18 protein-coding genes are annotated in these 19,928 nt (G+C 34.4%); 4 read left to right on the forward strand and 14 right to left on the reverse strand.

The window, feature by feature from the left end; genetic code table 11:
• Window positions 1–16: 16 nt before the first annotated feature.
• The gene (mfd, locus tag GMA17_RS14300) at window positions 17–3,358 is read right to left on the reverse strand and encodes a transcription-repair coupling factor (protein ID WP_248397337.1); all 3,342 of its coding nucleotides are present in this window, start codon (window positions 3,356–3,358) and stop codon (window positions 17–19) included.
• Between the two features lie 214 nt (window positions 3,359–3,572).
• Here mfd and GMA17_RS14305 point away from each other — a divergent pair, with 214 nt between their 5' ends.
• On the forward strand, window positions 3,573–4,004 hold the full coding sequence (locus GMA17_RS14305) for a TerB family tellurite resistance protein (protein WP_248397339.1): 432 nt from the start codon (window positions 3,573–3,575) through the stop codon (window positions 4,002–4,004).
• A gap of 113 nt (window positions 4,005–4,117) precedes the next feature.
• Here the strand turns inward: GMA17_RS14305 and fbp are convergent, their stop codons facing one another.
• Complete coding sequence (fbp, locus tag GMA17_RS14310; protein ID WP_248397341.1) at window positions 4,118–5,125, reverse strand: class 1 fructose-bisphosphatase; 1,008 nt, start codon at window positions 5,123–5,125, stop codon at window positions 4,118–4,120.
• 119 nt (window positions 5,126–5,244) lie between these two features.
• On the opposite strand from fbp, the gene GMA17_RS14315 reads away from it, so the two are divergent.
• The 3 genes from GMA17_RS14315 to GMA17_RS14325 are packed head-to-tail and all read left to right on the forward strand — an operon-like array spanning window position 5,245 to window position 8,828.
• Complete coding sequence (locus tag GMA17_RS14315; RefSeq protein ID WP_248397343.1) at window positions 5,245–5,724, forward strand: GNAT family N-acetyltransferase; 480 nt, start codon at window positions 5,245–5,247, stop codon at window positions 5,722–5,724.
• 1 nt (window position 5,725) lies between these two features.
• Window positions 5,726–6,976, forward strand: a complete 1,251-nt coding sequence (locus tag GMA17_RS14320) for an aspartate kinase (RefSeq protein WP_248397344.1) — start codon at window positions 5,726–5,728, stop codon at window positions 6,974–6,976.
• A gap of 22 nt (window positions 6,977–6,998) precedes the next feature.
• Window positions 6,999–8,828 carry a lysophospholipid acyltransferase family protein gene (locus GMA17_RS14325; protein ID WP_248397346.1) on the forward strand — a complete coding sequence of 610 codons (1,830 nt, stop codon included), beginning with the start codon at window positions 6,999–7,001 and terminating at the stop codon, window positions 8,826–8,828.
• A gap of 36 nt (window positions 8,829–8,864) precedes the next feature.
• Here GMA17_RS14325 and GMA17_RS14330 read toward each other — a convergent pair whose 3' ends face one another.
• The 12 genes from GMA17_RS14330 to GMA17_RS14380 all read right to left on the reverse strand — a co-directional run bounded on the left by GMA17_RS14330 (window position 8,865) and on the right by GMA17_RS14380 (window position 19,846).
• The gene (locus GMA17_RS14330; protein WP_248397348.1) at window positions 8,865–9,248 is read right to left on the reverse strand and encodes a VOC family protein; all 384 of its coding nucleotides are present in this window, start codon (window positions 9,246–9,248) and stop codon (window positions 8,865–8,867) included.
• A 2-nt stretch (window positions 9,249–9,250) separates the two neighbouring features.
• Complete coding sequence (locus tag GMA17_RS14335; RefSeq protein ID WP_248397350.1) at window positions 9,251–9,709, reverse strand: DUF1801 domain-containing protein; 459 nt, start codon at window positions 9,707–9,709, stop codon at window positions 9,251–9,253.
• A gap of 1 nt (window position 9,710) precedes the next feature.
• Window positions 9,711–10,223 carry a DUF4199 domain-containing protein gene (locus GMA17_RS14340; RefSeq protein WP_248397352.1) on the reverse strand — a complete coding sequence of 171 codons (513 nt, stop codon included), beginning with the start codon at window positions 10,221–10,223 and terminating at the stop codon, window positions 9,711–9,713.
• A gap of 9 nt (window positions 10,224–10,232) precedes the next feature.
• Complete coding sequence (locus tag GMA17_RS14345; protein ID WP_248397354.1) at window positions 10,233–11,168, reverse strand: 2-hydroxyacid dehydrogenase; 936 nt, start codon at window positions 11,166–11,168, stop codon at window positions 10,233–10,235.
• A 231-nt stretch (window positions 11,169–11,399) separates the two neighbouring features.
• Window positions 11,400–12,773, reverse strand: coding sequence for a magnesium transporter (mgtE, locus tag GMA17_RS14350; protein WP_248397356.1), 1,374 nt, complete (start codon window positions 12,771–12,773; stop codon window positions 11,400–11,402).
• 38 nt (window positions 12,774–12,811) lie between these two features.
• A complete protein-coding gene (gene rsmA / locus GMA17_RS14355; RefSeq protein ID WP_248397358.1) occupies window positions 12,812–13,591 on the reverse strand; it encodes a 16S rRNA (adenine(1518)-N(6)/adenine(1519)-N(6))-dimethyltransferase RsmA in 780 nt (259 codons plus the stop codon).
• A gap of 36 nt (window positions 13,592–13,627) precedes the next feature.
• Window positions 13,628–13,954 (reverse strand): DUF4286 family protein, encoded by a 327-nt coding sequence (locus GMA17_RS14360; RefSeq protein WP_248397360.1) that lies wholly within the window; start codon window positions 13,952–13,954, stop codon window positions 13,628–13,630.
• Window positions 13,955–14,058: 104 nt separating this feature from the next.
• Complete coding sequence (locus GMA17_RS14365; RefSeq protein ID WP_248397362.1) at window positions 14,059–15,828, reverse strand: tetratricopeptide repeat protein; 1,770 nt, start codon at window positions 15,826–15,828, stop codon at window positions 14,059–14,061.
• Between the two features lie 170 nt (window positions 15,829–15,998).
• Entirely contained in the window at window positions 15,999–16,127 is a 129-nt protein-coding gene (locus GMA17_RS15435; protein ID WP_256476084.1) for a hypothetical protein, read from the reverse strand.
• 158 nt (window positions 16,128–16,285) lie between these two features.
• Window positions 16,286–17,557 carry a serine--tRNA ligase gene (gene serS / locus GMA17_RS14370; protein WP_248397364.1) on the reverse strand — a complete coding sequence of 424 codons (1,272 nt, stop codon included), beginning with the start codon at window positions 17,555–17,557 and terminating at the stop codon, window positions 16,286–16,288.
• Between the two features lie 32 nt (window positions 17,558–17,589).
• Window positions 17,590–18,921, reverse strand: coding sequence for an HTTM domain-containing protein (locus GMA17_RS14375; RefSeq protein WP_248397366.1), 1,332 nt, complete (start codon window positions 18,919–18,921; stop codon window positions 17,590–17,592).
• Window positions 18,908–19,846, reverse strand: coding sequence for a bifunctional riboflavin kinase/FAD synthetase (locus GMA17_RS14380; RefSeq protein WP_248397368.1), 939 nt, complete (start codon window positions 19,844–19,846; stop codon window positions 18,908–18,910). Before GMA17_RS14380 ends, GMA17_RS14375 begins: the two co-directional genes overlap by 14 nt.
• Window positions 19,847–19,928: the final 82 nt, after the last annotated feature.

Raw genomic sequence — 19,928 nt, forward strand, 5'->3', positions numbered from 1 at the left:
TTTAAATTAACAAAGCTTATGCCACAATAGGTTTTAAAACCTGTAAAGCTTTGTCAACACTTTTAATGTTTTCAAAGGTTAATAATAGTCGCAAGCCATTTCTAGTTTGCTTTTCTTTCATTTTACAAGCTTGCGGATGTGATTGTACAAATTGTAATACACGTGTAAAATTGGGACTTTGATAAAAACCACTTTTCTGATCGGTAATAAAATACCCAATCAGTTTATTTTGTTTCATCACTACTTTTTCAAGGCCTATTTTAGTTGCTACCCATTTTATCCGAACACTATTCATTAAATCCTCTACTTGGGTTGGTAGTTCCCCAAAACGATCGCGTATGTCGCTTTCTAGTTTTAGAAGTTCATCTTCTGTTTTAACCTCATTTAATTTGGTGTACAGCGTTAAACGTTCGGCAATATTATTCACATAATCATCTGGAAATAGTAATTCAAAATCACTGTCTATCGTGATGTCTTTAACGTATTCTTTTTCTTTACCATCATCTTCATATAAATCTGCAAATTCGGTTTCTTTCAGTTCGTCAATGGCTTCATTTAGAATTTTTTGATAGGTATCAAAACCAATGTCGTTTATAAAACCACTTTGCTCACCACCTAATAAATCGCCAGCACCACGAATTTCTAAATCTTTCATGGCAATATTAAAACCGCTGCCTAATTCGCTAAATTGCTCCAAAGCTGTAATCCGCTTTCTAGCATCTTCGGTCATAGCCGAATATTCTGGTGTAATGAAATAACAAAAAGCTTTTTTATTGCTTCGCCCTACGCGTCCGCGCATTTGGTGCAAATCACTTAAGCCAAAATTATTCGCGTTATTAATAAAAATAGTGTTGGCATTCGGAACATCTAAACCGCTTTCTACAATGGTGGTACTAACTAATACATCAAATTCACCATTAATAAAAGCTAACATCAATTGCTCTAGTTTTTTCCCTTCCATTTGGCCGTGACCAATGCCAATTTTAGCGTCAGGAACTAGTCGTTGAATCATACCTGCTACTTCCTTGATGTTTTCAATGCGGTTGTGGATGAAAAATATCTGTCCACCGCGCTGAATTTCATAAGTTACAGCATCGCGAATGCTCTCCTCGGTAAATCGAATGACATGACTTTCTATTGGGTATCTATTAGGTGGAGGCGTTGTAATAACTGATAAGTCGCGAGCAGCCATCAAGCTAAATTGCAAGGTTCTTGGAATTGGTGTTGCCGTTAAGGTCAGGACATCTACATTGTCTTTTAAGGTTTTTAATTTTTCTTTTACGGCAACGCCAAATTTCTGCTCTTCATCTACAATTAGCAAACCTAAATCTTTAAACTTGACATTTTTATTCACCAATTGGTGTGTGCCAATAATAATATCTACAGCTCCAGATTCTAGATTAGCTAGTGTTTCACGTTTTTCTTTAGCCGTTCTAAAACGATTTAGATAATCTACCGTAACTGGGAAATCCTTTAAACGCTCTCTAAATGTACGGGAATGTTGATAAGCCAAAATAGTTGTGGGCACTAAAACGGCAACCTGCTTTCCATTATCAACGGCTTTAAAAGCAGCACGAATAGCGACTTCCGTTTTACCAAAACCCACATCACCACAAACCAGTCTGTCCATAGGACGTTCACTTTCCATATCTGCTTTTACATCGGCCGTTGCGGTACTTTGGTCTGGTGTATCTTCATAAATAAAAGAGGCTTCTAGCTCATGTTGCATATGGCTGTCTGGTTGATATTGATAGCCCTTTTCTAATTTTCGTTTGGCATAAACTTGAATTAAATTAAACGCAATTTCCTTAACGCGCGACTTCGTTTTTGCTTTAAGCGTTTTCCAGGCTTTACTTCCTAATTTGTAAACTTTTGGCGGCTTACCATCTTTACCATTAAATTTGGTGATTTTATGTAACGAGTGAATGCTTAAATACAGCACATCACGTTCGCCATAAATTAGTTTAATGGCTTCTTGCTTATTGCCTTCAACATCTATTTTTTGAAGACCTCCAAAGCGACCAATTCCATGATCAATATGCGTTACATAATCGCCAATATCTAAATTAGTTAGTTCTTTTAAAGTTATAGCCTGCTTTTTAGCATAGCCATTCTTTAAATGGAATTTATGATAGCGCTCAAATATTTGGTGATCCGTATAACAGGTAATTTTATTATCATGATCTACAAATCCTTGGTATAAAGACAGGACGATGGTTTTATAATGAACGGTTTGTTCCGCATCATCAAAAATATCATGAAACCGTTTGGCTTGCTGTTCACTAACACAGGCAATGTAATTGGTGTAGCCTTTGTCATGATGCAAGTTTAAATCGTCTATCAATAAGTTGAATTGCTTATTGAAAGCCGGTTGTGGTGTGGTGTTGAATGTAATTATATTGTCTTGTGAAGCAAAAACGGCTTTGCTACCAAATTCTACTAAATTGAAATCCAGTAATTGCTTTTTTAATTCGGTTGCATTACAAAACAAGGTTTCGGGCTCAGCATGTTTGAGTTCTGACGTTAGATTTTTAAAAGCCTCTTCGGCTTTGCTATAAAAATCGTCAATTCTATCGAAAACCAAATCGGCATTTTTTGTAAAAACAACGGTTTTCTGGGCAATGTATTTTAAGAAACTTTGTCTGCTTTCGTCAAGAAATTTATTTGCAACGTTTGGAATGATGCTTATTTTTTTAATCTGATCTGTGGACAATTGTGTTTCCACATCAAAGGTTCGGATACTATCAACATCATCACCAAAAAATTCAATTCGGTAGGGTTCGTCATGGGAAAATGAAAACACATCTACAATACCACCACGCACTGAAAATTCCCCAGGTTCGGTAACAAAATCAACACGTTTAAATTTGTATTCGAAAAGGACTTCGTTAACAAAATCAATGGATAAATTGTCAGTAACCGAAATTTTCAACGTGTTTTTGTCCAACTCTCTACGCGTTACTACTTTTTCAAAAAGCGCATCTGGATAAGTGATTATAATGGCTGGTTTTTTCCGGGAGTTGATGCGGTTTAAAACTTCAGAACGTAATAAAACATTGGCATTATCCGTTTCTTCAATTTGATACGGTCTTCTGTAGCTACCTGGATAAAAAAGTACATCTTTATCATTCAACATGGCTTCCAAATCGTTGAGGTGAAAAGCCGCTTCTTCTTTATCGTTAAAAACGAGTAAGAACGGTTTGTCCGCTTGTTTAAAAGCTTCACTAATAACGAGAGAAAATGCCGAGCCAACAAGGCCTTTTACATGTGTGCGATTTTCAGTTTGGGCAATAGCAGTTTGCAGATTTTGCGTTTGCAAAGCCTGTGCGTATGTTTGCGAGAGGATGGATTTACTCAAAAGCAATTTTATTTTGTGCAAATATACTAATTACAGACTTTAAACTTTCTTTTTTCTGTGGATGTTAACCTGTTTTTTGTTTGATAATTTGGTGTTTTATCAAAGTTTTAATAGTCATAATTGCCCGTTTAAAAAAGCGAAATTAATATTTTAAAGAGTGCTAACTTTATTTATATTTGCAGTCCCTAAATGTTGGGATTAAAAATAGAAAGATATGTCATTTTCAGATTTATTCGATAGCGGATTTAAAAAACGTAACGAAGATCATTTTGCATCCATTGTCAGAGTTGCCATGGATGATGGTATTATTACCGATGAAGAGAAAGCTTTTTTGGACCGTTTGGCAAGAAACTTAGATATAAGTGAAAGCGATTACGAAACGATTTTGAAAGATTATCAATCGCATCCTATTAATCCACCAACATCCTATGATAGACGTTTAGAGCGTTTGTTTGATTTGGCACGTATGGTTTATGTAGATCACATTAAAGGGGATCATGAAGAAATTGTTATGCGTAAAATAGCCATTGGTCTTGGGTTTTCATCTGAAAACGTTAAATACGTTGTAGACAAAGCCTTAACCCTTGTGGATAATGGTGTAGATTTAGATACGTTTATCGAAGAAATGAAAAATATGAATCGTTAAGATTTGAATTGAAATAGAATAAAAAAGCCACTTTTTAAGTGGCTTTTTTTATTTTTTGTTTATCCTGTAAATTGTTAATTTCACCAATCTATTTAGCTTTAAATGAGCATGTTTTATTCAGCTAAACGCATAAATTCCTCTGCTTTTTCTACCATATTTTTGCTGCCACAAATAAAAGGAACACGTTGGTGAAGTTCCGTTGGTTCAATATCTAAAATACGGTTAAAGCCATCGCTGGCTTTACCTTTGGCTTGTTCTGCCAATAGAGCCATAGGATTACATTCATACAATAAACGTAATTTTCCGTTTGAGGTTTTAGAACTTTTTGGATATAAATAAATACCGCCCTTTATCATATTTCTATGAAAGTCAGAAACTAACGAGCCAATGTATCGGGACGTGTAAGGTCTGTCTCCTTCTTCCATTTGGCAATATTTAATGTAGTTTTTAATGCCTTGTGGAAAGTGAATGTAATTCCCTTCGTTTACGGAATAAATTTTACCGTCTTCAGAAAATGTCATATTAGGATGCGATAAGTAAAAAGTACCAATAGCAGGATTTAATGTAAACCCATTTACACCAGCACCTGTTGTGTAAACCAACATGGTGGATGTGCCGTAAACGACGTATCCAGCCGCGACTTGCTGGCTGCCTTTTTGTAAAAAATCTTCTAATTGAACGGGTGTTCCAACCGGTGTTACACGTCTGTAAACAGAAAAAATAGTTCCAACCGAAACATTCACGTCAATATTGGACGAGCCGTCCAACGGATCAATTAAAACAACATACTTATTGTTGTTGTTTTCATCTTGGCTGTTAATGGATATAAAATCGTCCTCTTCTTCACTAGCAATTCCACAAACAATATTTCTATTAGTTAGTGTTTGAATGAATTTTTCATTGGCATAAACGTCTAGCTTTTGTTGGTCTTCACCTTGAATATTGGTTTCTCCAACAGCGCCAATTATATCAACCAAACCGGCTTTATTCACTTCGTGATTTACCACTTTAGCGGCTAAACGAATGGAATTTATAAGTCTTGATAACTCGCCAGATGTGTATTTGAAAGACGATTGATTCTCAATAATAAATTCACCGAGTGTTTGATTTTTTCTAGACATAAAAGTGTATGTATGGTTTATGCAAATATCGTATTTTTTAGGAAACTACAACCTTTTCAATAGGTTTTAATGTGGCTAAATACCCAAGTTTAAACTATATTTACGCCAAAATTAGGCTTATGGATATTGTAGTAAGAGACGCTAAAAAAGCAGATATGGAATCGGTTTTAAAATTGATAAACGAATTAGCCGTTTATGAAAAAGAACCCGATGCCGTTGAAATTACAGTTACCGATTTAGAACTTGGAGGTTTTGGTGAAAACCCCGTTTTTCATTGTTTTGTAGCCGAAAGCCAAAATAATATTATAGGCATTGCGTTAGTTTATATGCGTTTCTCAACTTGGAAAGGTTCCGTTTTACATTTAGAAGATTTAGTGGTTAGTCAAGAAATGCGTGGCCATGGAATTGGTACTATTTTATTGGATGAGGTTGTTAAATATGGTTATAAATTAGGTGTAAAGCGAATTTGTTGGGAAGTCCTCGATTGGAATGAACCTGCTATAGCATTTTATGAACAAAAAGGAGCTAACGTTATGCGCGATTGGGATGTGGTTCAACTTAATGAAGCCGCAATAAAAAAATATATTTCAAACATTTAACATGCAAGTATTTAAATTTGGTGGTGCATCGGTAAAAGATGCACAAGGGGTAAGAAATTTAGTTACCGTTTTGCGTGAAGCTGGGCATGATAACACCTTGATTGTCGTTTCTGCTATGGGTAAAATAACGAATGCCATGGAAGGTGTAATTGGCAATTATTTTGACAATAAAGCGGAATTACAGAGCTCATTGCAAGAGGTTAGGAAATTTCATAATGCTATTTTACTCGATTTATTTGAAAATGAAAACCATGCTATTTTTAAAAAAATCTCTAAACTTTTTGATGAATTAGCTGTATTTTTCGATCGGAATAAATCGCCAGATTATAATTTTGTTTACGATCAGGCTATCGGTTATGGTGAGTTAGCTTCGACTGCCATTATTAGTGCTTACCTAAATGATGTAGGACTTGAAAACAATTGGTTGGATGTTCGTGAGTTTTTAAAAACGGATAGCTATTACAGACGCGCCAATGTGAACTGGTTGGACACACAAACCCAAATCACCACGCATTTTAATAAAAATAAACTGAACATTACCCAAGGCTTTTTAGGTAGTGATGCTAATAATTTTACCACCACCTTGGGTCGTGAAGGAAGTGATTATACAGCAGCTATTTTTGCGTATTGTTTAAATGCCCAAAGTGTGACCATATGGAAGGATGTTCCCGGTGTTTTAAATGCGGATCCACGGTATTTTGAAAACGCCCAATTACTAAATTCTATATCCTATCGTGAGGCTATTGAGTTGGCTTTTTATGGGGCATCAGTAATTCACCCAAAAACTCTTCAGCCATTACAGCGCAAGGAAATCCCGTTGTTTGTAAAGTCGTTTTTGCATCCTAAAAATGCGGGAACCTGTGTGGGAAGAGGTAAAGGAATTGAACCTGAAATTCCATGTTTTATTTTAAAACGCAATCAGATTTTAATTTCATTGTCATCATTAGATTTCTCCTACATAGTTGAAGAAAACATTAGTGATATTTTTAATTTATTGCATTTGTATAAAATGAAGGTGGACGTTATTCAAAACTCTGCTATTAGTTTTTCGGTATGTGTGGATGATATTTATCAGAATCTTGAAAAATTACTACAACATTTAAAAGCAAAATTTAAGGTAACTTGCCATGAAAATGTATCTTTATACACTATCAGGCATTATAATTTAGATGTAGTGGCGCAGTTGGAAGAAGGTAAAACTGTTTTAATGAAGCAATTAGCACAGGAAACCATGCAAATGATAACCAAATAATTTTTTAATTACATTTGTTTAAATGAGTAAACAATCAGATAAAGGATTAGTAAACGCAAAGGAAGTTTCAAAAGCTATACAACTTGATAAGTATGGCGTAATTGGTACGTTAGCAGGTTGGGGTTTAATGAAATTACTAAAAATTTCAACGCTTAACGAAATCTACAATCGCAATAAACATTTGTCTGATTTAGAATTTTTGGATGCTATTCTGGATGAGTTTCAAATAAAATTTGAAATACCTGAAGAAGATTTAAAACGACTTCCAAAAGAAGGTTCTTTTATTACCGTTTCCAATCACCCTTTAGGTGGCATTGATGGTATTCTACTTTTAAAGTTAATGTTAGAACAGCGTAAAGACTTTAAAATAATTGCTAATTTTTTGTTGAATAGAATTGAGCCTTTAAAACCATACATTATGCCTGTAAATCCTTTCGAGGATAAAAAAGATGCACAATCTAGCATTGCAGGATTTAAAAATGCCATTCTTCATTTACGGGATGGTCATGCCTTAGGCGTATTTCCAGCCGGCGAAGTTTCCACCTACCGTGATGGCAAATTAGTGGTAGATAAACCTTGGGAACTCGCAGCAATTAAGCTTATTCAAAAAGCCAATGTACCGGTTGTTCCTATTTATTTTCATGCCAAAAACAGCTCGCTATTTTATAAATTATCTAAAATTAGCGATACGTTTAGAACCGCTAAATTGCCTTCGGAATTATTAACACAAAAACGTCGCACCATTCGAGTTAGAATTGGTAGGCCTATTTCCGTTGCTGATCAAAATGAACATTCAACTTTAGAGGGTTTTTCAGAATTTTTAAGACGAAAAACCTATATGTTATCCAATTCTTTTGATGAAAAGGATAATTTATTAAGCAATTTTCCAAATAAACTGAAATTACCAAAACCACCAAAACGTATTGTTGGTCAGGTTGATAAAAAGTTAATGACCGAAGAAGTAGACGCGCTTCGTGAAGACGATTTCAGGTTACTTCAAAGTAAAAACTACGAGGTATTTCTTGCGCCAGCCAATAAAGTTCCAAATATTTTACAAGAAATTGGTCGTTTGCGCGAAATAACCTTTCGTGAAGTTGGGGAAGGAACCAATGAGGCTATTGACTTAGATGCCTTTGATACCTATTACCACCATATGTTTCTTTGGGATTCTGAAGCCAATATTCTTGTGGGTGCATATAGAATGGGTTTAGGCTCCCAGATTTTTAAAAAGTTTGGAATTAATGGTTTTTATTTGCAAGATTTGTTCCGTTTTGAGCCAGAATTACATAAAATGATGAGCCAATCCATTGAAATGGGTCGTGCGTTTATTATAAAAAGTTATCAGCAAAAACCGATGCCTTTATTTTTACTTTGGAAAGGTATTGTACATACTACGTTGCGTTACCCCGAGCATAAATATTTAATTGGCGGTGTAAGTATTAGCAATCAGTTTACTAATTTTTCTAAATCGTTGATGATTGAGTTTATGAAATCTCATTATTACGATCCCTATGTCGCGCAATATGTACACCCTAAAAAAGAGTTTAAAGTTAAGCTGAAAGATGCTGATAAGGATTTTGTGTTTGATGAAGCGGAAGCCGATTTAAATAAATTTGATAAAATTATTGATGAAGTAGAACCAGGTGCTTTACGTTTACCGGTATTATTGAAAAAATATATAAAACAAAACGCCAGATTAGTGGCATTTAATGTGGATCCCTTATTTAATAATTCCGTTGATGGACTAATGTATATTAAAATTGCCGATTTACCCGAAAGCACAGTAAAGCCAGTAATGGAAGAGTTTCAGGCTGAATTGGAACGTAAATTGTCTGAACAAACGGACGATTAATATTGCTTTAATAATCTAAAACCTTGGCTAGTTTATTTATAATGCGCTGTCTATGGGTTCCCAGAGTTCTATTTTGTTTCCGTCATTGTCTAAAATCCAACCAAATTTACCGTATTCATATTCTTCCATGTCACCTACAATGGTTACACCTTCTTCCTTTAAGGTCTTTAAAAGTTCAACTAAATTTTCAACACGATAGTTAAACATGAAGTTTTTTTTAGAAGGCTCATAATATGTTGTGTCTTCGGGAAATGGACTCCATTGTGTGGTGCAATCATTACCCTCATGATCTTTCCATTTAAAGGTGCTGCCATAATCGTCTGTATTAAAACCTAAATGGGTTTTATACCACTCTTTGGACGCTTTAGGGTCTTTTACTTTAAAGAAAATACCACCAATTCCTGTAACGCGTTTTTTCATAATTATGCTTTTTTAATGTTTGTTTCATAAATAGAAATCCACTCTTTTACGGTGAGTTTTTTACAAAGTTCCGCAATAAGCTCTAAAGGAATCTCATCTATCTTTTTAAATCGGATACAGCTTTTGCCCATATCCAGTTTTCGTTTACAGTGTTTTGGATATTCGGAAACAAACCAGTCGTGAATTTCTGGAACCGCATAGATACCGCTATGATATAAATTAATTGAGTTTTTCTGTGACGCAAAACTCATAAAAGGTAAGGGTTCTTTTGGATTGCAATGGTATCCGTCCGGGTAAATGCTATGTGGTACAAAATAACCAATCATACCATATTGAATACCTTCTTGAAAGTCTTTGGGTAAATTATCCTTTATAGTTTTACGAAGTTTTTTTAGTGTTTCTTGGCGTTCTTTAGGCGTTTGATTAATATAATCTTCAGCCGATGTTGCTTTGTATTGCATTCTATTTGCTTTTACGTTGTAGTATTAAACTTGAAATTACGGATATTATAAATCCAATAACAAAAACCGTCAATGCCATAAGAAAAAAGTTGAAAAAAGGATTCCCGAAAATTTCGCGTTGCGATTCTAGTTCAATTAATTTTGCTTGAAAATCAGCATCAGATAATGTTTCTCGGAAGGTTTCAATAGAATGATTATAATATTCTGTTGTGAAATCTGGATTAATAAATAAGGTGTAAACCACATTAATGAGTCCGAATGTTAACGCGGTGAAAACGGAAATAAGCAGACCAATTTTTAACCCTTTCGAAAACTTAAGAGTTTTATTATTTATGGTGTCACGATAAAATTTGATTCCAAAATAGATGAATAATAATGATAAAATTATACTAAAATAACCTATTACTTCACTCATGGAATAGTCTATGGAATCTTCAAAAATAAAAGACGCACTAAATAGTAATATTAATAAGCCACTACTATATAATCCGTATTTAAATACTGTTTTTTTCATAAGGATGAATTAACAAAATTTTACTTTAATTTTATCCACGATGGTTTGTGCTAATTTTTTCTTGCTTTCCACCGTCCAACCAGCCACATGCGGTGTTAAAAGCACATTTTCGGCTTTAATTAAATACTGAAAAGCCTCTGGCATTTTGGATGAAAATAACTGTTCAAACGATGCTTTTTCGTATTCTAAAACATCTAATCCAGCACCTAAAATTTTACCAGATTTTAAAGCGGTTACCAAATCATCGGTTACAACACTCTTGCCTCGAGCCGTATTAATCAGCCAAAATGGTTTATGGAATGCGTTTATAAATTCTGTATTCACCATATATAGTGTTAGGGGAGTTTGTGGCGTGTGTAAACTTAATACATCGGCTTGGGTTTGCAGTGTTTTTAAATCCACTTGCTTGGCATTTTCATCGCCCACATGGGATTGAATGTCGTAACATAAAACGGTGACATCAAAGCCTCGTAATTTTTTAGCAAAGGCTTTTCCCATATTTCCATAACCAATTAAGCCTACGGTTTTTCCATCTAGCTCAACACCTCGGTTTTCTTCCCGTAACCATTGGCCCTTTCTAATTTCATGGTCTGCTTTGTTAAATTTGTTAAATAAAGAAAGCAGCATGCCTAAAGTATGTTCGCCAACTGCATTTCTGTTTCCTTCTGGTGCGGAAATAAGCTGAACTCCTTTTTGCTTGGCATAGTCACCATCAATATTTTCCACCCCAGCACCTACACGACCAATAAATTTTAGTTTGGTGGCCGCATCTAGAAACTGCTTGTCTATACTAAAACGACTGCGAATAATAACACCATCATAGGCATGAATTTTGGTCTCAATCTCGGATTTAGAAGCCGTGTAATCTTCATCGTTTTGAAAGCCTAAAGCATTTAATTGCTCAAGCATTAATGGGTGATTGGTATCTAGGTGGAGTATTTTCATGTGTATAAAAACAACAGATTAGTTTACTTCAAATATATAAAACCTAAACATGAACTCCCGATTTTCAATTCAAGATATTGTTCGTGCTCATACTTAGGAGTCCATGTTTCATTTGGCAAATAAGGACTCAAGATTTCTTTTCAGTTGAAACGGCATCCTTTCGTTTAAAACAAGAAAAAATTAAGTTGTATAGTGCGACTGTATAGTAACACCACAAATTATTTAAATATTTTAAAAACCTAAAATGAGTTTGGCAATGAGAAAGTACGTTAATATACCAAATAAATCATTACTGGTAGTAATAAATGGTCCTGTTGCTACGGCTGGGTCAATGCCTCGTTTATTAAGAAAAATAGGAATAAAGGTGCCAATTATTGCTGCCATTATTATCACGGCTATTAGTGCAATACTAATAGTTATAGAAACAATGTATGGTGTGCTAAACACGAAATGTGTAATGACTAAACCTATACAAGCAATCGCGATTCCGTTAACTAAACCGAGTAAGGCTTCTTTCAATAAGCGTTTAATAATATTGCCATCTATGGTGTCATTTGCTAACCCTTGAACAACAATAGCTGACGATTGTACACCAACATTTCCAGCGGTTGCTTGGATTAATGGTACAAAACTTAACAGTACCACGAAGGCTCCCATATGGTCGTTAAATTGCTCGATAATTCCAGCGGCTCCAAGACCACCAAACATTCCAATTAATAACCATGGTAAACGTGCTTTTGTGAGTTTCCATATACTATCATCGGCTTCTACATCTTGTGAGATACCTGCCGCTAATTGGTAATCTTTATCGGCTTCTTCACGAATAACATCTACAATATCGTCAATGGTAATTCTCCCCAATAAGGTGTAATTTTTATCGACTACAGGAATGGCTTCTAAATCGTATTTTTGCATAACTTTAGCCACTTCTTCAACATCTTCGTCTACAAAAACATAATCCACACTGGTAATATAGATATCTGCAATTTTTTGGTCGCTTTTAGCAACAATTAAATCCTTTAAAGATAAGCGCCCTTTTAATTTATTCTGTCTGTCTACTACGTAAATGGAATGTACACGTCTCACATCTTTTGCCTGACCACGAATGCGGCGTAAACAACCTGCAACGGTCCAAGTTTCATAAACTTTAACGAGTTCTTTTGCCATGAGTCCACCAGCTGTGTCTTCATCATAGGCTAAAAGTTCGGTAATTTCATCACGATGCTCTGTATCCTCAATATGAGAAATAACCTCGGCTTGACGTTCTTCAGAAAGTTCCGCAATAATATCGGCTGCATCATCGGTGTCTAATTCTTCAATTTCTTCGGCAATTTCTTTAGCCGATAAGTTTTTAAGAATTTTTTCACGCGTATCCTCATCTAACTCAATTAGAATATCGGCTGTCGTATCAGAATCTAATAATTTAATAACATAAACGGCTTCTTCCAGATTAAGTTCATCAAGAATCTCGGCTATATCGGCATGGTGAAAATCCATCAATAGAGTTTTAAGATCCTTATCATTTTTAAATTCGATAAGATTCTCAACCTGTTCAATAAGTTCGTCTGTAAGCTGAAATTGGATATTCTCTTGTTCTTCGGACATGCGTTTTTGTTAAGTTACTTTGTTAAGACAACAAAGATTTAGTCATTTTCATCAGTTTCTATCAGTTGTGTAAGTTCCAGAAAAGCGGTTACAGATAACTGTTCTGGTCGCTTGTCAAAGATAACATTTGCTTTTAAATTATCAGACAGATTGAAGGTTTTTAAGCTATTTCGCAATGTTTTTCTCCGTTGTTGAAAGGCTTGTTTTACAACTTTAAAAAATAACTTCTCATCGCATGGAAGCGAAAAATTTTCTTTTCGTTTTAGTATAAGCACACCAGATTCCACTTTTGGTGGTGGATTAAAAACCGTTGGCGGAACGGTAAATAAATAGTCTGCATCGTAAAATGCTTGCGTTAAAACCGATAAAATACCATACACTTTGCTGCCTTCCTTGGAGCAAATACGTTGGGCAACTTCTTTTTGAAACATCCCTGAAAACTCCGGAATCTGGTTCCGCATTTCTAAAGTTTTAAAAACGATTTGTGTAGAAATGTTATATGGGAAATTTCCAATTATAGCGAAGGGCTCATCATGGAAAACTTCTTTTAAATCGTATTTTAAAAAATCTTTCTCTATAACCCGATCGGCTAGATTGAGATAGTTGTTTTTAAGGTACGCAACAGATTCGGTATCTATTTCTATAACATGGGTTGTGATATCTTTTTTAAGAAGATACTTGGTTAAAACGCCCATACCAGGACCAATTTCAAGGACGTGCTTGTAGCCTTTAAAAGACAAGGAATCGGCAATTTTTTCTGCAATGGTTTCATCCGTTAAGAAATGCTGGCCTAAATGTTTTTTTGCTTTTACAGACATGTTTGGTTTTTTGTTTTTTTTTAAATGAGTTGCTCTCTATTTGGCACTCATGGTAAATTCTTCTATAACTTCTAATTCGGTGCAAAATAAAAGCATTTTATCTCCAAATTTTTTGAGTCCTTCTAATCGCAATCCGTCATCATCGTTATTGTAATAGCTATCTAGTGTTTGCCTAGAGTGCGCGCAAAACTGAACAGAATAAGTAACACCACCCATTTCCTCTTCAACTAAAACACGTGTTAGTTTGGCGTCTTTAAATTTTCCTGTAGCTAATACTTTTGGAATGTGGTCTGTTTTCATCCAATTTAACCATTCTTGATGGCGATTTTTTTCTATGTTAATAGTTACATTATAAATAATCATGCGTGTAAAATTTGCTGTTTAAATACCTAGTTGTGCAAATTACAGGAGTTCGCGCTCATCATCAAAAGGTTTTGACCTTTTTTCGTGAATTAAGGTACTATTTTCTAATTTAAATCGTCTCCTCGTAAAACACGGTATCGTTTGCGTGCATCCACAAAGTAAATACTGTCTTGATAATTAAAAATAATTTGCTCGTAGTTTTCTTTGGCTTTTTGTGGGTCTTGAAGTTGATTTTCATACAATTCGGCTAAAGCAAAGTAAGCATCATCGGCTAAAATATCATCTTTAAAATTAGCAATGATGATTTGATAATTAACGACTGCTTTTTCAAATTGATTTTTAGACTCATACAGTTTGCCCTGCTTATAAAGTGCTTGATCCTCTATGGATTGTCCTTTGTAATTTTTTAAAATGGTATTTAAAAGCGCAATGGCTTCATTGGGTTTGTTTTGAAAGGCCATTAAATCGGCTTTGGCGTAAAGTTTTAAAGCGGCTTGCGTGGAATCTTCAAATTTATTATCTGTAATTAGTAACATTAAATCCAATGCATCATTAGCAATAAGTTGAGATGTTGATGATTTTAAAATTTTAAGTTGAGATTCTGCCCATTTAAAATCCCCTTTATAATAGCTTGTTTGGGCTACTTTAAAACGGGCTTCTTGAGATAATGTGCTGTTTTTTAGATTCCGTTGAATTTGTGTAAAATAAATTAAAGCTTCATTAAATTTTTCTTGTAAAACAAGAATATCACCCAATTCTAATTTTACGGTTCCTTCTTCTAAGTCAGATAGCGGTAGTTTTAAACTTTCTTTCAGGAATGTGGTTGCAGCTTTGGGCTCATGTTTATAAAATGCTAGAAAATGCGCATAAGAAACTTGTAAATTTATGGTTTGATTAAACTTTCCAAATCTCTCAAAAAGCTCTAAATAGGTGTCCTCTATTATTTTTAAATCGGTTTCTGTTTTTAAGGCAATTTGTAATAAGTTATAATGAGCGCCAATTTGAACATCTGGATTTTGAGCCGTTTCCGTTAGGTAGGTAAAAATGCTTTTAGCAACCTCATAGGCCTGGTCATTCATAGCTGTAAATGCCAATTCTTCTATACGTTCTAAACTTTCAGGTTGTCTGTTAAAAATAGCTTTTTCTTGAGCAAATGCTTTATTGTAATCTTTCTGTTGAATAAAAAGCCAACTCAACAATTCATTCCAAAGTAGGTTTGGTTCTTGTTGAATTTTTTTGAGTAATAAGCGTTTTAGAATGATGTTATTATCATATTCTGAATCATCTGTTATAAAATCACTCATGGCGCGTTTAATGGTATTTAAATAGGAACTATTAACATCCACAAAATTTAAATAACTACTAAACATTTTTTCTACATTGCCTTGCTCCCCATATATACGTGATAGTTGAATGTTAAAATTCATGGCTGGTTTTAGGACCATGGCTTTCTCATAAGTGGTAATAGCTTGATCTAAAAGGGAGCGATTTTCGAAAAACTTACCAATTGAATACGCGAAATTTGGATTTTCGTCTAAAAAGGAAATGGCTTTCTTATAATTGGCATTGGCAGATTCTAAATCGTTTTTTAATTGGTAGTTATAACCCAATTCTACATAAAGCGCGGGGTATTTTACCCGTTCAATTTGCTGGATTAAAAGAGCTTCAGCCTGATCCAATTGTTCTAGCTGCTGATGCGTTTTAATAAGCTCTAAAAAATAGGCATTATTATTAGCCGAATTTCTATGTAATTCTTGATATGCTAAAAGCGCTTTTTCAAACTCACCGTTTTTAGAATACTCTTTAGCGAGCAAGTCTTCTTGCGAAAACATACTGACCGAAAATAGAAAAAAGCATAAAAGAAAAAGACGCATAATATTACTTTGTGTAAATATAGCAAAAGTGCGCTGGAGATGATGTGAATGTTTTTATAAAAAAAAATGCCTGAAGAGTTTTCAGGCATTTACCAACCAAAATAAATGTGCTATTAACCATTGTAAATTACAAAATGATTCAGTTACCTGATTGGGTAATTTAACTAATATTATTCCGAAACAACGGAAGCCGTTGCATTGGCATGATCTTTTTTGGATAAATCGAAATCTGAAACAAGGACTTTGCCGGCTATGACTGCTAAAACAATTAGAAGAAAAAGTCGTGTAAGATTTTTCATGATAAGTAGGTTTAAAACTTTAGGGTACACGAACTTCAACAATATTTGTTAATTAACAAAATAAAACAGCAAAAAATCGTTAAACAGCAGGTAATTTTTGCTTTTTAACGATTTTTTATAAATTCTAGTGAAAATCAAGTAGGATAAAACCTACAATTTTAATCAATTATAGAAAAACCTGTATAAGGTATTAATGCGTCTGGAATAACAATACCTTCAGGTGTTTGATAGTTTTCTAAAATACCTGCCAATACACGCGGCAATGCCAATGAGCTACCATTAAGTGTGTGTGCTAATTCATTTTTGCCGTCGCTGTTTCTGAAACGTAATTTTAAACGATTAGCCTGAAAGGTTTCAAAATTAGAAACCGATGAAATTTCTAACCATCTATCTTGTGCTGTTGAAAACACTTCAAAATCATAAGTCATAGCCGAGGTAAAGCCCAAATCGCCTCCACAAAGGCGTAAAATACGGTAAGGTAATTTAAGTTCTTGTAAAATGCCTTTAACGTGTTCCACCATAGTATCTAAAGCCGCATATGAGTTTTCAGGGCGCTCAATACGTAAAATTTCTACTTTATCAAATTGGTGTAATCTGTTTAAACCACGAACATGCGCACCATAACTCCCAGCTTCACGACGGAAACAAGGTGTGTAACCTGTAATACCAATTGGCAATTCGCTCTCGTTTAAAATAACATCGCGAAAAATATTGGTTCCCGGGACTTCGGCAGTTGGTATCAAATATAAATTATCTTCTGTTACATGGTACATTTGTCCTTCTTTATCAGGTAATTGACCTGTTCCAAATCCAGAGGCTTCATTAACCAAAAGTGGTAATTGATATTCGGTATAACCAGCTTCGGTATTTTTATCTAAAAAATAAGCAATTAATGCTCGTTGTAATCTGGCGCCTTTTCCTTTATATACTGGGAAGCCAGCTCCAGTAATTTTGTTGCCTAATTCAAAATCTATTATATCATATTTTTTCGCTAATTCCCAATGAGGTAAGGCATTTTCGTGAAGGGTTGGAATGGTTCCTTCTTTGAAAACCTCCTCATTATCATCTTCAGAATTTCCAGTTGGAACGAGTTCATTGGGAACATTTGGAATTTGATATAATAATTGATTTAAAGCTTCAACAGTTTCATTTAATGTATCTGTTAATTCTTTGGATTGACTTTTTAAATTGGTAGTACGGGCTTTAAGCGCATTTGCTTTTTCAGCCTGACCAGATTTGTATAGGGTACCAATTTCTTTAGAAAGCGTATTGGATTCTGATAGTGTATTATCCAGTAAGGTTTGTTCTTGGCGTCTTTTTTCGTCCAGCGCAATGACTTCATTGATCATTTTGGTAGCATCAATTTGGCGTTTTGCCAAACGTTCAATAACCAAATCTTTATGCTCTCTAATAAAAGGTACTTGTAACATGTGATAAAATTTTAAGCGGCAAATTTACGTAATTACCGTGTGAAATAATCTTGTTTTGGTGGTAAAATCCATTCGCTATGCTTAAATGCGGACCACTTGGTTGCGGCTATATCTATTTTTGGATTAATAAACGGAATATAACTGCGTCCATTCACGCTTATTCTACAGTCCACAAAAACAGAAACATCTTGTCCTTTTTTAGCAAAATCTTCTTTTAATATTTGCGCAAACTGCCATATAACATCTGCTTTAGCACTGGCTAAACGCTTTTGTTTAGGTGTTAAATAATAGTCTAAATTAATAGTGGTTCTCACTTGTGTTTTTTTATCCACAACATGATAAAGGGTATGGCCACTTTTTGAGCGCAGCATCATGCGCCAAGACATTCTATGGCCTTCCTCCGTCCATAAAACCGATTGTGGAAAAACATGTTGACGTAAAGGCAATAAAATTTGAACTAAAAAGTAGATGCCGAAAACAGTAAGCATCGGTTTTTTATAGGGTGGAATAATTACTTCAGAACCTTCATAAAAAGGTTTTCGTTTTAAAAATATGCGATGTATTGTTTTAGGCTCAAAAAAGAATAAGGCGAAAGCAAGGGATAAGTATGGGAAAATTCCAACTTGAAAAACAAAGGAGTTGAACAGATGGAAAAATATAGAAGCAAAAAACGCGAGTTTTCGTGTTGGTTTATAAAGCAGTAAAGGAATTATTAAACCATCGAATAGAATGCCGCCATAAGCTAGAAAATAGTGCATCCATTCATTTTGTAGGAATTCACCAATTAAAAAATAATGCTCCTTACTTTTCATTAAAATAGCCATAACAGAAGCGTCTAGCCAATCTGGATATAATTTGGCAATGGAACCGTAGGTATAAACAATAAACATCTGTAAAACAAAAATATACCTGCACCAATTTGGCATCGCTATTTCCTTAATTTTCGGATTTAATTTGGCATCTATTGAAACATTTTTATGTGCTGGCAAAATAATCATGATAGCACTTAAAAGAACCAATAAATAGTAATGGTTGTTATACGATGATTTTTGCATTAAATACGTGCCGGTCCATAACAGTGTAAACATAAAAGCACTCACACGATATTTGTATCCTAGCATAATAAAAAGGCCAAAAAGACCCATAATGGTGTAGTAAATATACATGCCATTACCCGGTAACGGCTGCAGCCATTCAAAGCCAATAAAAGAAAATGTAAACTGGGGATCAATTAATGTTCGCTTAATCCAACCAGTGAAAATGGCACCAATAGATTCCAACAAACAAAGAAGACCGAAAATAATCCGAAAAACTATTAAGGCCGAATTATCTACTTGTTTAAAAAGAAAATTAGTGAGTCGCATGATTTTTTATATACTGTAAAGCGGTTTGTTTATCCTTTTCTAATTGTGCCTGTAATTCGGTCACGGAATTAAATTTCTGCTCGTCTCGGATGCGTTCAAGCATATCTATTTTTAATTTAGAACCATATAACGATGCTTCTAAATTAAAGAAATTTATTTCAATGGATTGATTGTTTTCTGGATTTACCGTGGGATTTGTGCCTATATTCATCATCCCAAAATAGATGTGATTGTTTATTTTAGATTTAATCACATAAACGCCATCTGCTGGTATTAGTTTATAGTGTTCTTCAATATGCAGATTAGCCGTTGGAAAACCTATTTCTTTACCTAATCCTTTACCGTGAATTACGGTTCCGGTCAACATGTAGTTATAACCTAAATAACTATTGGCTGTTTTTATGTCTCCATTTAATAGTGCTGTTCTAATTTTTGTAGAACTAACAGAAACATCATTGATGTCTTGTGCTGAAATTTCTTCAACTTCAAATTGATAGTCAATACCAAATTGGCGTAAATCATCAATATTGGCTGTTCTATTCCTTCCAAAATGGTGGTCGTAACCAATAATAACTTTTTTAGCTCGCAGTTGTTTTACTAAAATGTCTGAAACAAAATCTTCCGCCTTTAGTCGGGAAAATGCTTTAGTAAACTTTTTAATAACCAAATAATCCAACCCGTGAGCTTCCATGATGGCTGCTTTTTCATCTATAGTGTTGAGTAATTTGATGGTGGTGTCTTTCTGCAGCACCATTCTTGGGTGTGGAAAAAAGGTCATTATAGCTGATTTTAGAGCATTATTTTTAGCAGATGTAACTAGTTTTTCTATTATTTTTTGATGTCCAATATGAACACCATCAAATGTACCAATGGTAACAACAGTTTCATTCTCAAAGTCGCTATGTTGCGTTTGTATTATTTTCAATGGAAAAAAGTATTTGTACAAAAATAGAAAAGCGGATTGATATAAATACCAATCCGCTTTTAAGTTTTAAAAGAAACGTTTT

The sequence above is a fragment of the Bizionia sp. M204 genome, assembly GCF_023205095.1.
Lineage (GTDB): Bacteria > Bacteroidota > Bacteroidia > Flavobacteriales > Flavobacteriaceae > Algorimicrobium > Algorimicrobium hallyeonense.

What these genes read in the sequence shown, in the direction of transcription:
- GMA17_RS14305 (WP_248397339.1), top strand. Translation starts at nt 3,573, where the DNA reads ATGTCATTTTCAGATTTATTCGATAGCGGATTTAAAAAACGTAACGAA.
- fbp (WP_248397341.1), bottom strand. Translation starts at nt 5,125, where the DNA reads ATGTCTAGAAAAAATCAAACACTCGGTGAATTTATTATTGAGAATCAA.
- GMA17_RS14315 (WP_248397343.1), top strand. Translation starts at nt 5,245, where the DNA reads ATGGATATTGTAGTAAGAGACGCTAAAAAAGCAGATATGGAATCGGTT.
- GMA17_RS14320 (WP_248397344.1), top strand. Translation starts at nt 5,726, where the DNA reads ATGCAAGTATTTAAATTTGGTGGTGCATCGGTAAAAGATGCACAAGGG.
- GMA17_RS14325 (WP_248397346.1), top strand. Translation starts at nt 6,999, where the DNA reads ATGAGTAAACAATCAGATAAAGGATTAGTAAACGCAAAGGAAGTTTCA.
- GMA17_RS14330 (WP_248397348.1), bottom strand. Translation starts at nt 9,248, where the DNA reads ATGAAAAAACGCGTTACAGGAATTGGTGGTATTTTCTTTAAAGTAAAA.
- GMA17_RS14335 (WP_248397350.1), bottom strand. Translation starts at nt 9,709, where the DNA reads ATGCAATACAAAGCAACATCGGCTGAAGATTATATTAATCAAACGCCT.
- GMA17_RS14340 (WP_248397352.1), bottom strand. Translation starts at nt 10,223, where the DNA reads ATGAAAAAAACAGTATTTAAATACGGATTATATAGTAGTGGCTTATTA.
- GMA17_RS14345 (WP_248397354.1), bottom strand. Translation starts at nt 11,168, where the DNA reads ATGAAAATACTCCACCTAGATACCAATCACCCATTAATGCTTGAGCAA.
- mgtE (WP_248397356.1), bottom strand. Translation starts at nt 12,773, where the DNA reads ATGTCCGAAGAACAAGAGAATATCCAATTTCAGCTTACAGACGAACTT.
- rsmA (WP_248397358.1), bottom strand. Translation starts at nt 13,591, where the DNA reads ATGTCTGTAAAAGCAAAAAAACATTTAGGCCAGCATTTCTTAACGGAT.
- GMA17_RS14360 (WP_248397360.1), bottom strand. Translation starts at nt 13,954, where the DNA reads ATGATTATTTATAATGTAACTATTAACATAGAAAAAAATCGCCATCAA.
- GMA17_RS14365 (WP_248397362.1), bottom strand. Translation starts at nt 15,828, where the DNA reads ATGCGTCTTTTTCTTTTATGCTTTTTTCTATTTTCGGTCAGTATGTTT.
- GMA17_RS15435 (WP_256476084.1), bottom strand. Translation starts at nt 16,127, where the DNA reads ATGAAAAATCTTACACGACTTTTTCTTCTAATTGTTTTAGCAGTCATA.
- serS (WP_248397364.1), bottom strand. Translation starts at nt 17,557, where the DNA reads ATGTTACAAGTACCTTTTATTAGAGAGCATAAAGATTTGGTTATTGAA.
- GMA17_RS14375 (WP_248397366.1), bottom strand. Translation starts at nt 18,921, where the DNA reads ATGCGACTCACTAATTTTCTTTTTAAACAAGTAGATAATTCGGCCTTA.